The following is a 15,317-nucleotide window of genomic DNA, read 5'->3' on the forward strand; positions in this document are numbered from 1 at the left end:
AAGGTAACGCCTGATCGTGGGAAACATCAGACCTATCTCCAAGGGATGTGTGGCTACCTAGCCGCACCACCGTTAAAGCGGGGTCGGTCGCTCACAGGCGTTCGGCTCGTCGGCGGGTCCCCGTCGGACGCCGGCGCCGCGCTTGGGGAGGTCAGGTCCGACGATGAGTAGCGCCGAGGCAACCGCCGGCACACAGCGCGGCGAACTCAGCGACTGGTTCCGGGAACGGATCTCCCACGCCGTCTCCGAGTTCACCGCCGCGACCGCGCTGGTCGTTCTGTTCATCGCCTTGACCTTCGCGAGTCCCTACTTCCTGACAGCGGACAACCTCTTCAACATCGGGGCCCAGACGGCGGTGATCGCCATCATCGCCACAGCCCAGACGATGGTCATCATCACGAAGGGCATCGACCTGTCCGTGGGGTCGGTCGCGGCGCTCGCCGGCGTGTTGGGCGCGATGGTCGTGCGCGACCTCGGCTTCTCGCTCTGGGCGGCGACGGCGGTCGCGATCGGCGTCGGCGCGCTGGCCGGGCTGTTGAACGGCCTGCTGGTGACGGTGGCCCGGATTCCGCCGTTCATCGCGACACTGGGGACGATGTCCGTGGGTCGCGGCCTGGTCTTCATCATCACCGGAGCAGTCGGCGTGTACGGCCTGCCGCGGTCCTTCCAACTGCTCGGCAACGGGCAGATCCTCGGCATCCCGTTCGCCGTGGTGATCACCGTCCTGGTCGCCGTCGGGGTCGCCTTCCTGCTCTCCCAGACCCGCTTCGGTCAGTACACCTACGCGATGGGCTCCAATCTGGAGGCGGCCCGCCGCTCCGGCATCCGGGTCGGGCGGCACCTGACCGGGGTGTACGTCCTGGCCGGCGTGCTGGTCGGGCTGGGCGGCATGATCGCCGCGTCCCGGGTCAACTCCGGCCAGCCCAACTACGGGATCTCGCTGGAACTCGACGTCATCGCCGCCGCCGTCATCGGCGGAGCCAGCCTGTTCGGCGGGCAGGGCCGGATCGTCGGGACCATCATCGGCGCGTTCCTCATCGCCCTGGTCCGCAACGGCGCCGTCCTGCTCGACATCAGCATCCACTACCAGCAGGTGATCGTCGGCGTGATCATCTGGGCCGCCGTCTACTTCGACCAGTACCGCCGCCGGCGGCTGGAATCACGGGGTTGACATGCCATTCCGAGAGTCCGAACGAGGAAGGACACACACCATGGCACACACCACCACCAGCCGGCGGACGCGAGGACGACTCCTGCGCGCGCAGGCCATCCTGGCCGCGGCCGCGGCGACCGCCCTGCTCAGTGCCTGCGGCGGGGTCGAGGTCCGTGACGGCGGCGACGGCGCGACCAAGGACGCGAGCGGCCCGTTGAAGCTCGCCGTGGTACCCAAGGCGGTCGGGGCCGACTACTGGAACACGGTCAAGGCGGGCGCCGAGTGCGCCGCGCAGCGCGCCGGGGACGTCACCGTCCAGTGGGACGGGGTGACCACCGAGACCGACGTCGAGGGCCAGGTCAACCTGATCCAGAACTTCGTCACCAAGAAGGTCGACGGCATCGTCTACGCGGCGACCGACTCCAGCGCGCTGGCACCGGCGACCGACAAGGCGCTCAGCGCCGACATCCCGGTCGCCATGATCGACTCTGGCACCAGCCCGCAGCCGTCGAACGTGCCCCTCTTCGCCACCGACAACCGCGCGTCGGCGACCGAGGCGGCGAAGCTGCTCGCCACCGAGCTCGGCCCCGGCAACCACGAGGTGGCGCTCGTCGAGTTCCAACCAGGATCGCAGACCAACACCGAGCGGGTCGACGGCTTCAAGGCCGGCCTCGCCCAGTACCCCAACCTGAAGCTGGTCGGCCAGCAGCCGAGCCGCAGTGACGTCAACGAGGCCCGACGGGTCACCGAGAACATCCTCACCGCCAACCCCAAGCTCGCCGGCGTCTTCGCGGCCAACGAGCCGAGCGTGCTCGGTGCCGCGCAGGCCATCCAGGCGGCCGGCAAGTCCGGCAAGGTGGTCATCATCGGCTGGGACGCGGCCCCGGACGAGATCGCCGGGGTGCGCAGCGGCCAGATCTCGGCGCTGGTCGTGCAGAACCCGTTCAAGATGGGCTACTTCGGCGTCGACAAGATGGTCAAGCACCTTCGGGACAAGGCGCCGCTGGCGTCGGCAGACACCGGCGTCACGTTCGTCACCAAGGAGAACATCGACTCGGCGGAGATCAAGGCGGTGCTCGAGCCCAGCTGCGCCAACCCGCCGGTGCAGTGATGGGCACGATCCCCACTGCCATCGCGGACAGCGATCAGCAACCCACCGACGCGGAACCGCCGGTCCTCGAAGCCCGCGGCATCGTCAAGCGGTTCGGGCACGTCGAGGCGTTGCGTGGCGCCGACTTCATGGTCCGCCGAGGTGAGGTCGTCGCGCTGATCGGTGACAACGGCGCCGGCAAGAGCACCCTGATCAAGACCCTGTCCGGCGTGCACCCGCCGGACGAGGGCGAGATCCGGGTGGGCGGCCGTCCGGTCCAGTTCTCCACTCCGGTCGATGCCCGACGGGCGGGGGTGGAGACGGTCTACCAGGACCTCGCCGTCGCCGACGACCTCAGCGTGGCCGCCAACCTGTACCTCGGCCGGGAGATCCTCCGCTCCGGACCGCTCGGCCGGCTCGGGCTGTTGGACAAGCGCGCCATGCGCCAGGGCGCCGCCGCCGCCCTGGACGAACTCGGCGTACGGATCCCTCGGGTCACCACCCCGATCGCGATGCTCTCCGGTGGGCAGCGGCAGTGCGTGGCGGTGGCCCGGGCCATCATCTGGGCGACCAACGTGGTCATCCTCGACGAGCCCACCGCGGCCCTGGGCGTGGTCCAGACCGGGCGGGTGCTCGACGTCGTTCGGCGTGCCCGTGACGCGGGCATGTCGGTGGTGCTGGTGAGCCACAACATGCCTCAGGTGCTCGAGATCGCCGACCGGGTCGAGGTCTTGCGCCTCGGTCGGCGCGCTGCCCAACTCCGCGCCGACGAGGTCACCACCGACGATCTGGTCGCGGCGATGACCGGCAGCACCAACGTGGATCGGGACGAGCGGTGACGGCTGTCGTCCAGCGGGGCGCCCGTGATCCCGCCCGTCCGGCGACCCGCAGCGGCGTCGGTCCGCCGCTGCGGGTGAGCCCCCAGGGCTTCGGCGCCCCCCCAGGGCGGCAATCTCTACCGGGCGATCTCGGACGAGCAGTTCGCCGGTGGCAGCATGTGGAGCCGACCGTGAGACCCGCACATCGGCCGTCACGACCGGGCCGACTCGATGCCGGTGTCGGCGTCGTCGGGTAACCCCTGCAACGACTCCTCCACGCCGATCAGGTGGTTGGCCATCCGGGTGCGCGCCCGCTCCGGGTCGCGTGCCACGAGGGCCTTCAGGATCGCCACGTGTTCGTCATGGGTGCGCAGGTCCGCACCCTCCTCGTGCAGACTCCGCCAGAGCCGGCCACGGATGGTGCGCCCGGCGAAGGCTTCGATCAGGCCGACGAGCACCGGATTCTCGGCGTGCACCGCGATGATCCGGTGGAAGGCGATGTCGATCTCCATGATCCGCTCGTGGTCCGGCGGTGACTGGCCGATCAACCGGGCCGCCTCGTCGAGCAGGTCACCCGCCTGGGACAGGGCCTCGTCGGTGATCCTGGTCGCCGCCAGGCAGGCGGCCTCGCACTCCAGCAGACGGCGAACGGTGTGGATGTGCCGGGGATCGCCCTGGCCCTGGAAGTCCACCACGAAACCCATCGGGGCCAGCAGTTGTGGCGCGTCGAGGTTGGTGACGTAGGTGCCGTCGCCCTGGCGGATGTTGACGATGCCAAGGATCGACAGGGCCGACATCCCCTCGCGCAGGGACCCCCGCGAGACACCGAGCTGCTCGGCGAGGTCCTTCTCGATGGGCAACCGGTCCCCGGGCCTGAACTGCCCTTCGAGGATCATCCGCTTGATGCCGTTGACCACTTCGTCAGTGCGAGACATGATCCCCCTAGCGGCCGGCGGGGGTGGCCTTCCCACCCGCGATCACGTACGCCGCCTCCGGAGATGACACGGTAGTCGGGTCTGTCGCCGCCCAGTAGTGGCCGTCAGGGAACCGGTAGAGCGCGACCGACTCGGTACGCATCCGGGTGGAGTAGCCGGGCTGGCTGGGCAGGACGTATCCGCTGCCGGAACCGGTGTCCCGGATGATGCAGGGATCGGTGAAGTGCTCGTGCAGGTGGTCGACGAACTCGGTGACCCGGTTGGTGAGGTCCCCCGAGATCGCGACGTAGTCGAGCACCGACACGTGTTGGACCATCTCGCACAGCCCGACACCGCCGGCGTGCGGGCACACCGGGACGTCGAACTTCGCGGCGAGCAGCAGCACGGCGACGATCTCGTTGATGCTGGCCAGCCGGCCGGTGTCCAGCTGGCAGAAGTCGATGGCCTCGGCCTGGAACAGCTGTTTGAACATCACCCGGTTGTGGCAGTGTTCGCCGGTGGCGACGCCGATCGGAGCGACGGCGCGGCGGACGGCCGCGTGGCCCAGGATGTCGTCGGGGCTGGTCGGCTCCTCGATCCACAGTGGCTTGAACTGGGCGAGGGCGGTGACCCACTCGATGGCCTGACCGACGTCCCACACCTGGTTGGCGTCGATCATCAGGTTGCGATCCGGTCCGAGGATCTCCCGCGCGATCGCGCATCGGCGGATGTCGTCGTCGAGGTTGGCACCCACCTTGAGCTTGACGTAGCCGTAGCCGGTGTCCACCGCTTCCTGACACAGGCGGCGCAGCTTGTCGTCGCCGTAGCCGAGCCAACCCGCCGAGGTGGTGTAGGCGGGGTAGCCGGTCCGGTCGAGCTCGGCGAGGCGGGCGGCCTTCGTGCCCTCCTTGGCCCGCAGGATGGCCAGTGCCTCGTCGCGGGTCAGCGCGTCGGACAGGTAGCGCAGGTCCGCGATGTCGACGAGTTGCTCGGGGGACATGTCGACGAGCAGCCGCCACACCGGCTTGTCGGCGAGCCGGGCGACCAGGTCCCACGACGCGTTCAGCACGGCCGCCAGGGACAGGTGGACGACACCCTTCTCCGGACCGAGCCAGCGCAGTTGCGAGTCGGAGGTGAGGAGGCGGTAGACCGCGCCCATGTCCGCTGCCATCGTCGCCACGTCCAGGCCCACGAGAAGCTGTGCCTGGTGGACTGCCGCCGCCGCGACGATGTCGTTGCCTCGACCGATGGTGAAGGTCAGGCCGTGCCCCGCGAGTGGCGCGCCCACGCCGTCGACGCCGTCGGTGTGCAGGACGACGTAGGCCGCCGAGTAGTCGCCGTCCTTGTTCATGGCGTCTGACCCGTCAGCGGTCAGGGAGGTGGGGAAGCGGACGTCTTCGACGGTGACGGCGGTGATCTGCGGCATGCGCTCCTCGCCCGACTAGGCTAAAGATCAGATGATCACTGGGAGTATACGGAGAGCCGCTCCAGCACGTCAACGATGTCGATCACCGCAGACCCGCAGACATATGATGTTTGCCTCGCCGGGCTGATCCGCCTTGCCGCCCATCGTGCCGGTTGGCGGGCGAAGGTAACGGGAGTGGCGGTCTGTGAGATTGGATGTTCCACTCCTGTTGGGGCATTGACGGCGACACATGGATGCGGCCTGCGCCACCATGGCCTGGATACATCGCATCTTTGTCGACTGTCGACAGCCGGTGGAGAGCCCCCGTCTCCGGTGCCTGGCGTCGGTCGGCGTGGCGTTGTCGGTCGGGGCGGTGACGGTGATCACCGAGTCGGCGCCGACACGCCCGACACCGACATGTGGGGTGTGACAACGGCTGCGCCCCTATATATGGTGTCGGGCGTAGCTGGTTCGGCCGCTCATCCGGGGCGGTCGAGGCAACAGGGAACCCGGTGGAAATCCGGGACTGTCCCGCAGCGGTGAGTGGGAACGACCGCCGTCAACAGCACTGGGCCACCAATCGGCCTGGGAAGCGACGGCCAGTAGGAGACCGGCGAGACCGGTCGTGCCCGCGAGTCCGAAGACCTGCCAGCGCGCCGCGTACCCGCACCCGGGTGGGCGGCGGTCCGAGGCCGCGTGGGACGGCTGACGCCACCTGACCCCACGCCGGACTGGCGTGGCGTCCGTCGGTGTCTGTCTCCTCGCGTCCGGGCCACCAGGTCTCGAACTCCGAGGAGCGAGTGGTGACAGTCACCGAGGTAGTCCCGGCCAGCGGCGACGCGACAGTGCGGCGGACGCCGATGCAGGTCCGCAAGCGCGACGGCGGCACCGAACCCGTGGACGTGAACAAGATCGTCCGTGCGGTCGAGCGGTGGGCCGACGACCTGACCGACGTCGACCCGATGCGGGTGGCCACCCGCACGATCAGCGGCCTCTACGACGGCGCGACCACTGCCGAACTGGACCGGCTGTCCATCCAGACCGCCGCCGAGATGATCGGTGAGGAGCCGCAGTACTCGCGCCTCGCCGCGCGACTGCTGGCCGGCTACGTCGACAAGGAGGTGCGTCGTCAGGGCATCACCTCGTTCAGCGCGGCGATCCGGGTCGGCCACGCCGAGGGCCTGATCGGTGACGACACCGCCGCGTTCGTCGCCGCACACGCCGCGACCCTCGACCACGCCATCGACCCGGACGGCGACCGCCGGTTCGAGTACTTCGGCCTGCGCACGGTGTACGACCGCTACCTGCTGCGCCACCCCACCAGCCGACTGGTGCTGGAGACCCCGCAGTACTGGCTGCTGCGGGTGGCCTGCGGCCTGTCCCGGACGGCCGACGAGGCGGTCGGCTTCTACCGGCTGATGTCCAGCCTGGCCTACCTGCCCAGCTCGCCGACCTTGTTCAACTCCGGGACCCGGCACACCCAGATGTCCTCCTGCTACCTGGTCGACTCCCCGCTCGACGAGCTGGACTCGATCTACCAGCGGTACGCCCAGGTCGCCAACCTGTCCAAGTTCGCCGGTGGCATCGGCATCGCGTACTCCCGGGTCCGCTCCCGGGGAGCGCTGATCCGGGGCACGAACGGGCAGTCCAACGGGATCGTGCCGTGGCTGCGCACCCTGGACGCGAGCGTCGCCGCGGTGAACCAGGGTGGCCGGCGCAAGGGCGCGGCCTGCGTCTATCTGGAGCCGTGGCACCCGGACATCGAGGAGTTCCTGCAACTGCGGGACAACACCGGCGAGGACGCCCGACGTACCCACAACCTCAACCTGGCCAACTGGGTGCCGGACGAGTTCATGCGCCGGGTCGAGGCCGACGAGCTGTGGTCGCTGTTCGACCCGCACGAGGTGCCCGAGCTGCCCGACCTGTGGGGGGAGCGGTTCGACGCCGCGTACCGGGAGGCCGAGGCGCAGGGGCGCTACGTGCGGCAGGTCCCGGCACGGGAGCTGTACGGGAAGATGATGCGGACCCTCGCCCAGACCGGCAACGGCTGGATGACCTTCAAGGACGCCGCCAACCGGCTCTGCAACCAGACCGCCGAGCCGGGCAACGTGGTGCACCTGTCGAACCTCTGCACCGAGATCGTCGAGGTGTCCAGTGACACCGAGACCGCCGTGTGCAACCTCGGCTCGGTGAACCTCGCCGCCCACCTCACCGACGGCGGCATCGACTGGGAGCGGCTGCGCGCCACGGTGCGGACCGCGGTGACCTTCCTCGACCGGGTCATCGACATCAACTACTACCCGACCGCGCAGGCGGCGGCGAGCAACCCCCGCTGGCGGCCGGTCGGACTCGGACTGATGGGCCTCCAGGACGTCTTCTTCGCGCTGCGGCTGCCGTTCGACTCGCCGGCCGCGCGGGAGCTGTCCACCCTGATCAGCGAGGAGCTGTACCTGACCGCGCTGGAGACCTCCGCCGACCTGGCGCGCGACTTCGGCGCGCATCCGGCGTACCCGCAGACCCGGGCCGCGCGGGGCCAGCTCCAGCCCGACCTGTGGGGTGTCGAGGGTACGCAGACCGCGCGGTGGGCCGCGCTGCGTGAGCGGGTCGAGGCGTACGGGCTGCGCAACTCGCTGCTCGTGGCGGTCGCGCCGACCGCGACCATCGCCTCGATCGCCGGGTGCTACGAGTGCATCGAGCCGCAGGTGTCCAACCTGTTCAAGCGCGAGACCCTGTCGGGGGAGTTCCTCCAGGTCAACACCGCTCTGGTGCGCGAGCTGAAGGCCCGCGGTCTGTGGACCGAGCGGATCCGTTCGGCGATCAAGCGGGCGGAGGGGTCGGTGCAGGACATCGCCGAGCTGCCGGCCGGCGTACGGGAGCTGTTCCGCACCTCGTGGGAGCTCCCGCAGCGGGCGCTGATCGACCTGGCCGCCGCCCGCGCCCCGTTCATCGACCAGTCCCAGTCGCTGAACCTGTTCCTGGCCGCGCCGACCATCGGCAAACTCTCCTCGATGTACCTGTACGCCTGGAAGGCCGGGCTGAAGACCACCTACTACCTGCGCTCGCGCCCAGCGACGCGGATCCAGCAGGCCACCGTCAGCGCTGTCGCACCCGTCGTCGTCGACGCGGAGGCGCTGGCCTGCTCGCTGGAGAACCCCGAGTCGTGCGAGGCCTGCCAGTGACCCCCGCCGACACCACCGACGCCAGCACCACCGACACGAGGACCACGCACATGCTGCTCGACCCCGGGATGGACCTGACTCTCCGCCCGATGCGCTACCCGCACTTCTTCGACCGGTTCCGCGACGCGATCCGCAACACCTGGACGGTCGAGGAGGTCGACCTGCACGCCGACCTCGCCGACCTGGACAAGCTGTCGCCGGCCGAACGGCACCTGGTCAGCCGCCTGGTGGCGTTCTTCGCCACCGGTGACACGATCGTCGCCAACAACCTGGTGCTCAACCTCTACCAGCACGTCAACAGCCCGGAGGGTCGCCTCTACCTGTCCCGCCAGCTGTTCGAGGAGGCCGTGCACGTCCAGTTCTATCTCAACCTGCTCGACACGTACGTGCCCGACGAGACGGAGCGCTTCGAGGCCTTCGCGGCCATCGAGAACATCCCCTCGATCCGTCGTAAGGCCGAGTTCTGCTTCCGGTGGATCGACTCTCTCAACGACCTGCGGGAGCTGCGGTCCCGCGAGGACCGGCGCACGTTCCTGCTCAACCTGATCTGCTTCGCCGCCTGCATCGAGGGTTTGTTCTTCTACGGCGCGTTCGCGTACGTCTACTTCCTGCGCTCGCGCGGCCTGCTGCACGGCCTCGCCTCGGGCACCAACTGGGTGTTCCGCGACGAGTCCATGCACATGGCGTTCGCGTTCGACGTCGTCGACACCGTCCGCGCCGAGGAGCCGGACCTGTTCGACGACGACCTCGCCGACCAGGTCCGCCGGATGCTCACCGAGGCGGTCGAGTGTGAGGTGCAGTTCGCCGAGGACCTGGTGGGCCAGGGTGTACCCGGTCTGACGTTGGCCGACATGCGGGAGTACCTCCAGCACGTCGCCGACCGCCGCCTCGCCCAACTCGGCATCGCGCCGCACTACGGGTCGAGCAACCCGTTCGGCTTCATGGAGTTGCAGGACGTCCAGGAACTGTCCAACTTCTTCGAGCGGCGGGTGTCGGCGTACCAGGTCGGGGTGACCGGCACGGTCGCCTTCGACGACGACTTCTAGCGGGCGGCCGCGGCCGACGCGTTGCAACACCCCGTCCGTACGCGAGCACGTCGCAGCGGGCGTCGGCGCGCCGATCTTGCAGCTTCGGTCGCCGATATGCGCGCAATGCTCATTTATGTCGCGACAGGAAGTGCAAGATCGCGGGGAAGGGTCGTTCCAGTCTCGTCGACCATGGAGTTGTGGTGCCTGATTTGGCGTTGTGTAGGCGCTTTGTCAACCACCACAACTCCATGATCGACGAGCGGTGCGGGGTTGGCCAGCAGCCACTGCGTCTAACGCGACGGTGCTGAGCTGCTTCTCATTAATTGATCAAGGAAGCGGCGCCCTCAGCGCTGGGCCTCTGCGACGTAGACACCTTTGCCTGGATGGCCCTCGGCCAACTCGCGGTCTTTGAGGATCGTCATGACCCGGTTGATCGTGGAGATGTGCACGCCGTACTGCTCGGCCATCTCGCGCGTGGACGGCAGTTTCTCGCCCGGAGCAAGTTCACCCGACTTGACTTTTCCCGCGATCTCGTTGGCGATCCGCCGGTAGTCCACTCGCTCGGTCGGCATGGGTCGATCTCCGTAGGGTTCCCTGGTTTCGGCAAACTCCTGGGATCTCGGCCGCACACCCACCTGGGGGGAGCACGGCAGATGGTCGCTGCCCCCAGGTGGGGCCAACGTCGTGAACGCGGGAGGGCGCCGCCGTGCCGATCGATGCACCGGTAAGTCGGGCAGACGAACTGTTCGCCGCGATGCGGACGCTTGATGTTCACTGGACTCGGGCACTTGACCAGCCGTGGCGTTCAGGCGGCTGCCTCGAGTGCACGAGTCAGCGCGAATGCCGTCAGCTCGATTGGTCGTTGGCTGTTGTGGCGGACGCCGCATCGATCATGTTGCAGAAGTAACGATGGACGGTGAGCAGTGCGGCGCGTTCGACGACGACTTCTAAGCGGCAACCGATCCGGGGGCCTGGCGTCGCTTGGTGAGCCACCGCATCACGTGCAGTGGGTGCGACGCCGGGTCCGGGATCGGGTGGAAGACGTGTTCGACAGCGCCGTCGGCGACGATCAGCGTCAACCGCTCGTAGAGCGTCATGTCGCCCGCGGTGCGGGTCGGCAGCCTCAGCGCGTCGGCCAGGGTCAGCCTCGGGTCGGGGATCAGCGGGTAGGGCAGCCGGAGTCGGTGCGCGAGTTCCCGCTGGTACCCGGTCGACTGCGCGGACAGGCCGTACACCCGGGCGGCGCCGGCCGCGCGGAGCTCGGCGTGGTGGTCGCGGAACCAGGCGGCCTGCTCGGTGCTGCCGCGCGCGCCGTGGATCTCCAGCAGCCCGTTGGGCAGGTCGACACCCGGTCGTCCGGTCAGCGGGTAGACGAAGATGACGCTGCGCCCGGGGCCGAGCGCGCCGAGATCGACCGGGCGGCCGTCGGTGCCGTAGAAGGACAGCGGCGGCAATCTGACGCCGACCAGCGCGGTGGGGTCGGCGCCTTCGGCGGGACTGCCGGGTACGACCTGGGTCGCGGCGGCGTCCAGGCGCGCGTCCAGCGCGTCCCGCTGGGCGGTCAACTTGCCGATCCGCTCCTGGAGGTTGGTGATGGTGCTGCGGTACGTGGCCACCGCCGCCGCGCACACGTCGGTGTCGTCGGAACCATCGGCGATCGACTCGACGAACGGGCGGGTCTCCTCGACGGTGAGGCCGAGCGCCATCAGCTCGCGGATCTGCGCCACCAGCCGCACCGCGATCGGGTCGTACTCGCGGTAGCCGTTGCTCAGCCGCCGGGGTACGACCAGCCCGGCCGACTCGTAGTACCGCAGTGCCCGGACCGTGGTTCCGGTCCGGCGTGCCAACTCACCCACCCGCATCCCGCGACCCTAAACCCGCACCCCGGGGTACGGGTCAACGTGTCCATCGTCGCGGTGTCAGGGCTGCCGTTTCCTGCCAGTCTGGCTGCGAACAGGCGGCTTGAGCAGGGAGTGTGTGATGACGGCAATCAGTCTGGTGCGGGCTCGGCAGATCCTCGACAGCAGGGGCAACCCGACCGTGGAGGCCGACGTGGTCCTCGCCGACGGGTCGACCGGCCGGGCGGCCGTGCCGTCCGGCGCGTCGACGGGGGCGAACGAGGCGGTCGAGCTACGCGACGGGGACCGGACGCGTTTCCACGGCAAGGGCGTCAGCACGGCCGTCGCCGCGGTCAACGGCGAGATCGCCGACGCGGTGCTCGGGCTCGATGCGGAGGACCAGGCCCTGATCGACGAGACGATGATCGCTCTCGACGGTTCCAAGGACAAGGGTCGACTGGGCGCCAACGCGATCCTGGCGGTGTCCCTGGCAACCGCGAAGGCAGCGGCGTTGGCCAACCGGCAGCCGCTGTACCGCTACGTCGGTGGCGTCGGCGCCCGCCTGCTGCCGGTGCCGATGATGAACATCATCAACGGTGGTGCGCACGCCGACAATCCGCTCGACTTCCAGGAGTTCATGATCGCCCCGGTGGGAGCGCAGACGTTCGCCGAGGCGGTCCGGATGGGCGCGGAGGTCTTCCACACCCTCAAGGCGTCCCTGGCCGCGTCCGGGCACAACACCAACGTCGGTGACGAGGGCGGCTTCGCGCCGACGTTCACGGACGCCGACGAGGCGCTGCGGTTCGTGCTGCGCGCCATCGAGGACACCGGTTACCAGCCCGGCGTCGACGTGCGGATCTGCCTCGACCCGGCCAGCTCGGAGTTCTTCCGCGCGGGCGTCTACGACTACGTCGGCGAGGGGCGCCAGCGCACCGTCGAGGAGCACATCGAGTACCTGCTCGATCTGGTCTCCCGGTACCCGATCAGCTCGATCGAGGACCCGATGGCCGAGGACGACATCGCCGGCTGGAAGCGGCTGACCGCAATGGCGGGGGAGCGCGTGCAGCTGGTCGGCGACGACGTCTTCTGCACCGACGTCGACCGGCTGCGCGACGGGATCGACGGCGGCTACGCCAACGCGATCCTGGTCAAGGTCAACCAGATCGGCACCCTCACCGAGACCCTGGCGACGGTGGACGCCGCGCACAAGGCGGGGTACCGGGTGGTGATGTCGCACCGATCCGGGGAGACCGAGGACACCACCATCGCCGACCTGGCTGTGGGTGTCGGCTGCGGTCAGATCAAGACCGGTTCGCTGTCACGCTCCGACCGCACGGCCAAGTACAACCAGCTCATCCGCATCGAGGAGGAGCTGGGTCAGCGCGCCAGCTACGCCGGAGGCCGCTGAGGGGTGTGCCTCGGCCGGGTCGCTCTGGAGGGCCGTCGTCATGCCGCCGGTGCCACGGTGAGCAGTGCGGCGAGTTGGCGCAGGATGGCCGGCCGGGCGCGGTAGTAGACCCAGGTGCCCCGGCGTTCGGCGTCGACCAGCCCCGCCTCACGCAGCGTCCTGAGGTGGTGCGAGATGGTCGGTCCGGTCAGGTCGAACGCGGGGGTCAGGTCGCAGACGCAGATCTCGCCGCTCTCGGCGGAGGCGATCATCGACATCAGTTGCAGCCGCACCGGGTCGCCGAGGGCCTTGAACGCGGGCGCGAGCACCGCGGCTGCCTCGGCCGGCACGCGCCGTTCGGCGAGCGGGGGGCAGCAGACCTCATCCTGTGCCGCTTGTTTCGACATTCATCTAGGTTGACATCTATCTAAACAGTATGCAACTGTCTGATTCGACAGACGTCAAGTCGCCTGATCTCTTCCGGAAGGGAACCCGCTGATGGCCGACATCACCGTGCGCCCCATGACCGACGCCGACGCCGACCGGGTCCTGGCGATCTATCAGGCCGGTCTGGACGCCGGCAACGCCAGCTTCGAGATCACCGCCCCGACCTGGGCGGCGTTCGACGCCGCGCGACTGAGCGCGCACCGTTTCGTGGCCGTCGACCGCGACGGGGTGGTGCTCGGCTGGGTCGCCGTCTCGCCGACCTCGACCCGCGCGGTCTACGCCGGAGTGGTCGAACACTCCGTCTACGTCGACCCCGCCACCCAGGGCCGGGGCATCGCCCGGCTGCTGCTGACCGCGCTGATCGCCTCCACCGAGGCAGCCGGCATCTGGACCATCCAGTCCGGAGTCTTCCCGGAGAACACCGCCAGCCTCACCCTTCACGAGCGGTCCGGCTTCCGGGTCATCGGCGTACGCGAGCGGGTCGGTCGCCATCACGACCGCTGGCGCGACGTCGTCCTGCTGGAACGTCGCAGCCCCACCATCACCTGACCGGCCTTGGCCCTCAGGACGGGGCCACCACACCGAGGAGCCACTGGTGAACGCTCTGGACGACCTTCCCACCATCGTCATCGGCGCCGGCCCGACCGGTCTCGCCGCCGCCGCGCACCTGCACGAACGCGGGCTGCCCTTCACCGTCCTCGAAGCCGGCGACACCCCGGGTCCCGCGGTACGCCAGTGGGGGCACGTGCGGGTCTTCTCGCCGTGGCGTTACAACATCGACCCGGCCGCCCGGCGGCTCCTCGACGAGGCCGGCTGGGTCGCCCCCGACCCGGGGGCACTGCCCACCGGCGCCGAGCTGGTCGACGACTACCTCCGGCCCCTCGCGCAGCTGCCACAACTGAAGCCACACGTGCGGTACGGGGCACGCGTCGAGGCGATCAGCCGGCTCGGCCTCGACCGGTTGTGGACCGCCGGGCGCGACACCGCACCGTTCCTGCTCCGCCTCGCCGACGGCGACGAGTTGGTCGCCCGCGCCGTCATCGACGCCTCCGGCACCTGGAGCACGCCGAACGTCCTCGGCGCGTCCGGTCTGCGCGCGCGAGGGGAGGCCGATGCGGCGGCGTACCTGGAGCACGCACTGCCGGACGTTCTCGGCGCCGACCGAGGCCGGTTCGTCGGACGGCACATCCTGGTGGTCGGCGCCGGTCACTCGGCCGCGAACACCCTGCTGTCCCTGGCGGAGCTGGCCGCCGTCGAGCCCGGCACCGAGGTGACCTGGGCCATCCGGGCCACCGCGCCGACGCGTACCTACGGCGGCGGGGACGCCGACGCCCTCCCGGCGCGGGGCGCGCTCGGCGTACGGCTGCGTGCGCACGTCGACGCCGGACGGATCCGGCTGCTCACCGGCTTCTCCGTGCGGACGCTCACCCCGACGGACGGCCGGGTGAGTGTGGGCCTGCGGCACGGCGACGGCAGGGGCGAGTCGATCACCGTCGACCGTGTGGTCGCGGCCACGGGCTTCCGCCCCGACCACAGCATCGCCGCCGAGCTGCGGCTGGACCTCGACCCGGTGCTGGGTGCCACCCGTGCCCTGGCCCCGCTGATCGACCCCAACGAGCACTCCTGCGGCACCGTGCCCCCGCACGGCGTGGACGTACTCGCCCACCCGGAGCAGGGCTACTACGCCGTAGGCATGAAGTCCTACGGCCGAGCACCGACGTTCCTCATGGCCACCGGCTACGAGCAGGTCCGCTCCGTGGTCGCCGCGCTGGCCGGTGACTGGGCCGCCGCCCGCGACGTCCAGCTCGACCTGCCCGAAACCGGCGTGTGCAGCAGTGACTCCGCCGTCTCGGCGGGCGGCGACGATTGCTGTGGGCCGCAGGCGACCGGGCGTGGACTGTCGACCGGCATCTCCGGAGGGCTGCTGTCCGCACCGATCAGCCTCATCGCCCTCGACGCCGCGCCCGCTGGAGGTTGTTGCGCCAGCTGATCACCGGTTATGACGGTGCCCGCCGGGGGGTCCCCCCGAAGTGAGACCTCCTCCGGCCGGGGCGCGGT

Annotated in this window: 13 protein-coding genes and 1 riboswitch; of the genes, 8 read left to right on the forward strand and 5 right to left on the reverse strand. The window is 69.6% G+C overall.

Annotated features, from left to right (window positions below; translation table 11 throughout):
• Positions 1-163 precede the first annotated feature (163 nt).
• From ACFYP0_RS15980 to ACFYP0_RS15990, 3 genes are read left to right on the forward strand one after another with little or no spacing between them, the layout of a single operon-like run.
• Positions 164-1,171, forward strand: a complete 1,008-nt coding sequence (locus ACFYP0_RS15980) for an ABC transporter permease (RefSeq protein WP_091406814.1) — start codon at positions 164-166, stop codon at positions 1,169-1,171.
• Between the two features lie 40 nt (positions 1,172-1,211).
• Complete coding sequence (locus tag ACFYP0_RS15985) at positions 1,212-2,264, forward strand: ABC transporter substrate-binding protein (protein ID WP_124856885.1); 1,053 nt, start codon at positions 1,212-1,214, stop codon at positions 2,262-2,264.
• Positions 2,264-3,082 (forward strand): ATP-binding cassette domain-containing protein, encoded by an 819-nt coding sequence (locus ACFYP0_RS15990; protein ID WP_356980378.1) that lies wholly within the window; start codon positions 2,264-2,266, stop codon positions 3,080-3,082. Before ACFYP0_RS15985 ends, ACFYP0_RS15990 begins: the two co-directional genes overlap by 1 nt.
• 191 nt (positions 3,083-3,273) lie before the next feature.
• Here the strand turns inward: ACFYP0_RS15990 and ACFYP0_RS15995 are convergent, their stop codons facing one another.
• Positions 3,274-3,996, reverse strand: a complete 723-nt coding sequence (locus ACFYP0_RS15995) for a FadR/GntR family transcriptional regulator (RefSeq protein ID WP_124856891.1) — start codon at positions 3,994-3,996, stop codon at positions 3,274-3,276.
• Between the two features lie 7 nt (positions 3,997-4,003).
• Positions 4,004-5,401, reverse strand: a complete 1,398-nt coding sequence (locus ACFYP0_RS16000) for an enolase C-terminal domain-like protein (RefSeq protein ID WP_124856893.1) — start codon at positions 5,399-5,401, stop codon at positions 4,004-4,006.
• Positions 5,402-5,830: 429 nt separating this feature from the next.
• A riboswitch (cobalamin riboswitch) is annotated at positions 5,831-6,047 on the forward strand.
• Between the two features lie 193 nt (positions 6,048-6,240).
• Between ACFYP0_RS16000 and ACFYP0_RS16005 the strand changes: the two genes are divergently transcribed.
• Together ACFYP0_RS16005 and ACFYP0_RS16010 are read left to right on the forward strand one after the other, a co-directional pair.
• Complete coding sequence (locus ACFYP0_RS16005) at positions 6,241-8,559, forward strand: ribonucleoside-diphosphate reductase subunit alpha (protein WP_386996608.1); 2,319 nt, start codon at positions 6,241-6,243, stop codon at positions 8,557-8,559.
• A 50-nt stretch (positions 8,560-8,609) separates the two neighbouring features.
• Positions 8,610-9,605: a ribonucleotide-diphosphate reductase subunit beta gene (locus ACFYP0_RS16010; RefSeq protein ID WP_386996611.1), complete on the forward strand. Its 996-nt coding sequence runs from the start codon at positions 8,610-8,612 to the stop codon at positions 9,603-9,605.
• Between the two features lie 326 nt (positions 9,606-9,931).
• Here ACFYP0_RS16010 and ACFYP0_RS16015 read toward each other — a convergent pair whose 3' ends face one another.
• Both ACFYP0_RS16015 and ACFYP0_RS16020 read right to left on the reverse strand, forming a co-directional pair.
• The gene (locus ACFYP0_RS16015) at positions 9,932-10,159 is read right to left on the reverse strand and encodes a GntR family transcriptional regulator (RefSeq protein WP_386996475.1); all 228 of its coding nucleotides are present in this window, start codon (positions 10,157-10,159) and stop codon (positions 9,932-9,934) included.
• Positions 10,160-10,534: 375 nt separating this feature from the next.
• A complete protein-coding gene (locus ACFYP0_RS16020) occupies positions 10,535-11,449 on the reverse strand; it encodes a MerR family transcriptional regulator (RefSeq protein WP_112624579.1) in 915 nt (304 codons plus the stop codon).
• Positions 11,450-11,567: 118 nt separating this feature from the next.
• Here ACFYP0_RS16020 and eno point away from each other — a divergent pair, with 118 nt between their 5' ends.
• Complete coding sequence (gene eno / locus ACFYP0_RS16025; protein ID WP_386996477.1) at positions 11,568-12,833, forward strand: phosphopyruvate hydratase; 1,266 nt, start codon at positions 11,568-11,570, stop codon at positions 12,831-12,833.
• 38 nt (positions 12,834-12,871) lie between these two features.
• Here the strand turns inward: eno and ACFYP0_RS16030 are convergent, their stop codons facing one another.
• On the reverse strand, positions 12,872-13,219 hold the full coding sequence (locus ACFYP0_RS16030) for an ArsR/SmtB family transcription factor (RefSeq protein ID WP_386996479.1): 348 nt from the start codon (positions 13,217-13,219) through the stop codon (positions 12,872-12,874).
• A gap of 91 nt (positions 13,220-13,310) precedes the next feature.
• Between ACFYP0_RS16030 and ACFYP0_RS16035 the strand changes: the two genes are divergently transcribed.
• Together ACFYP0_RS16035 and ACFYP0_RS16040 are read left to right on the forward strand one after the other, a co-directional pair.
• Complete coding sequence (locus ACFYP0_RS16035; RefSeq protein WP_355493418.1) at positions 13,311-13,808, forward strand: GNAT family N-acetyltransferase; 498 nt, start codon at positions 13,311-13,313, stop codon at positions 13,806-13,808.
• A 46-nt stretch (positions 13,809-13,854) separates the two neighbouring features.
• Positions 13,855-15,249, forward strand: a complete 1,395-nt coding sequence (locus tag ACFYP0_RS16040; RefSeq protein ID WP_386996482.1) for an NAD(P)-binding domain-containing protein — start codon at positions 13,855-13,857, stop codon at positions 15,247-15,249.
• Positions 15,250-15,317 lie beyond the last annotated feature (68 nt).

This window comes from Micromonospora arida, from assembly GCF_042873195.1.
GTDB classification, from domain to species: Bacteria; Actinomycetota; Actinomycetes; order Mycobacteriales; family Micromonosporaceae; genus Micromonospora; species Micromonospora arida.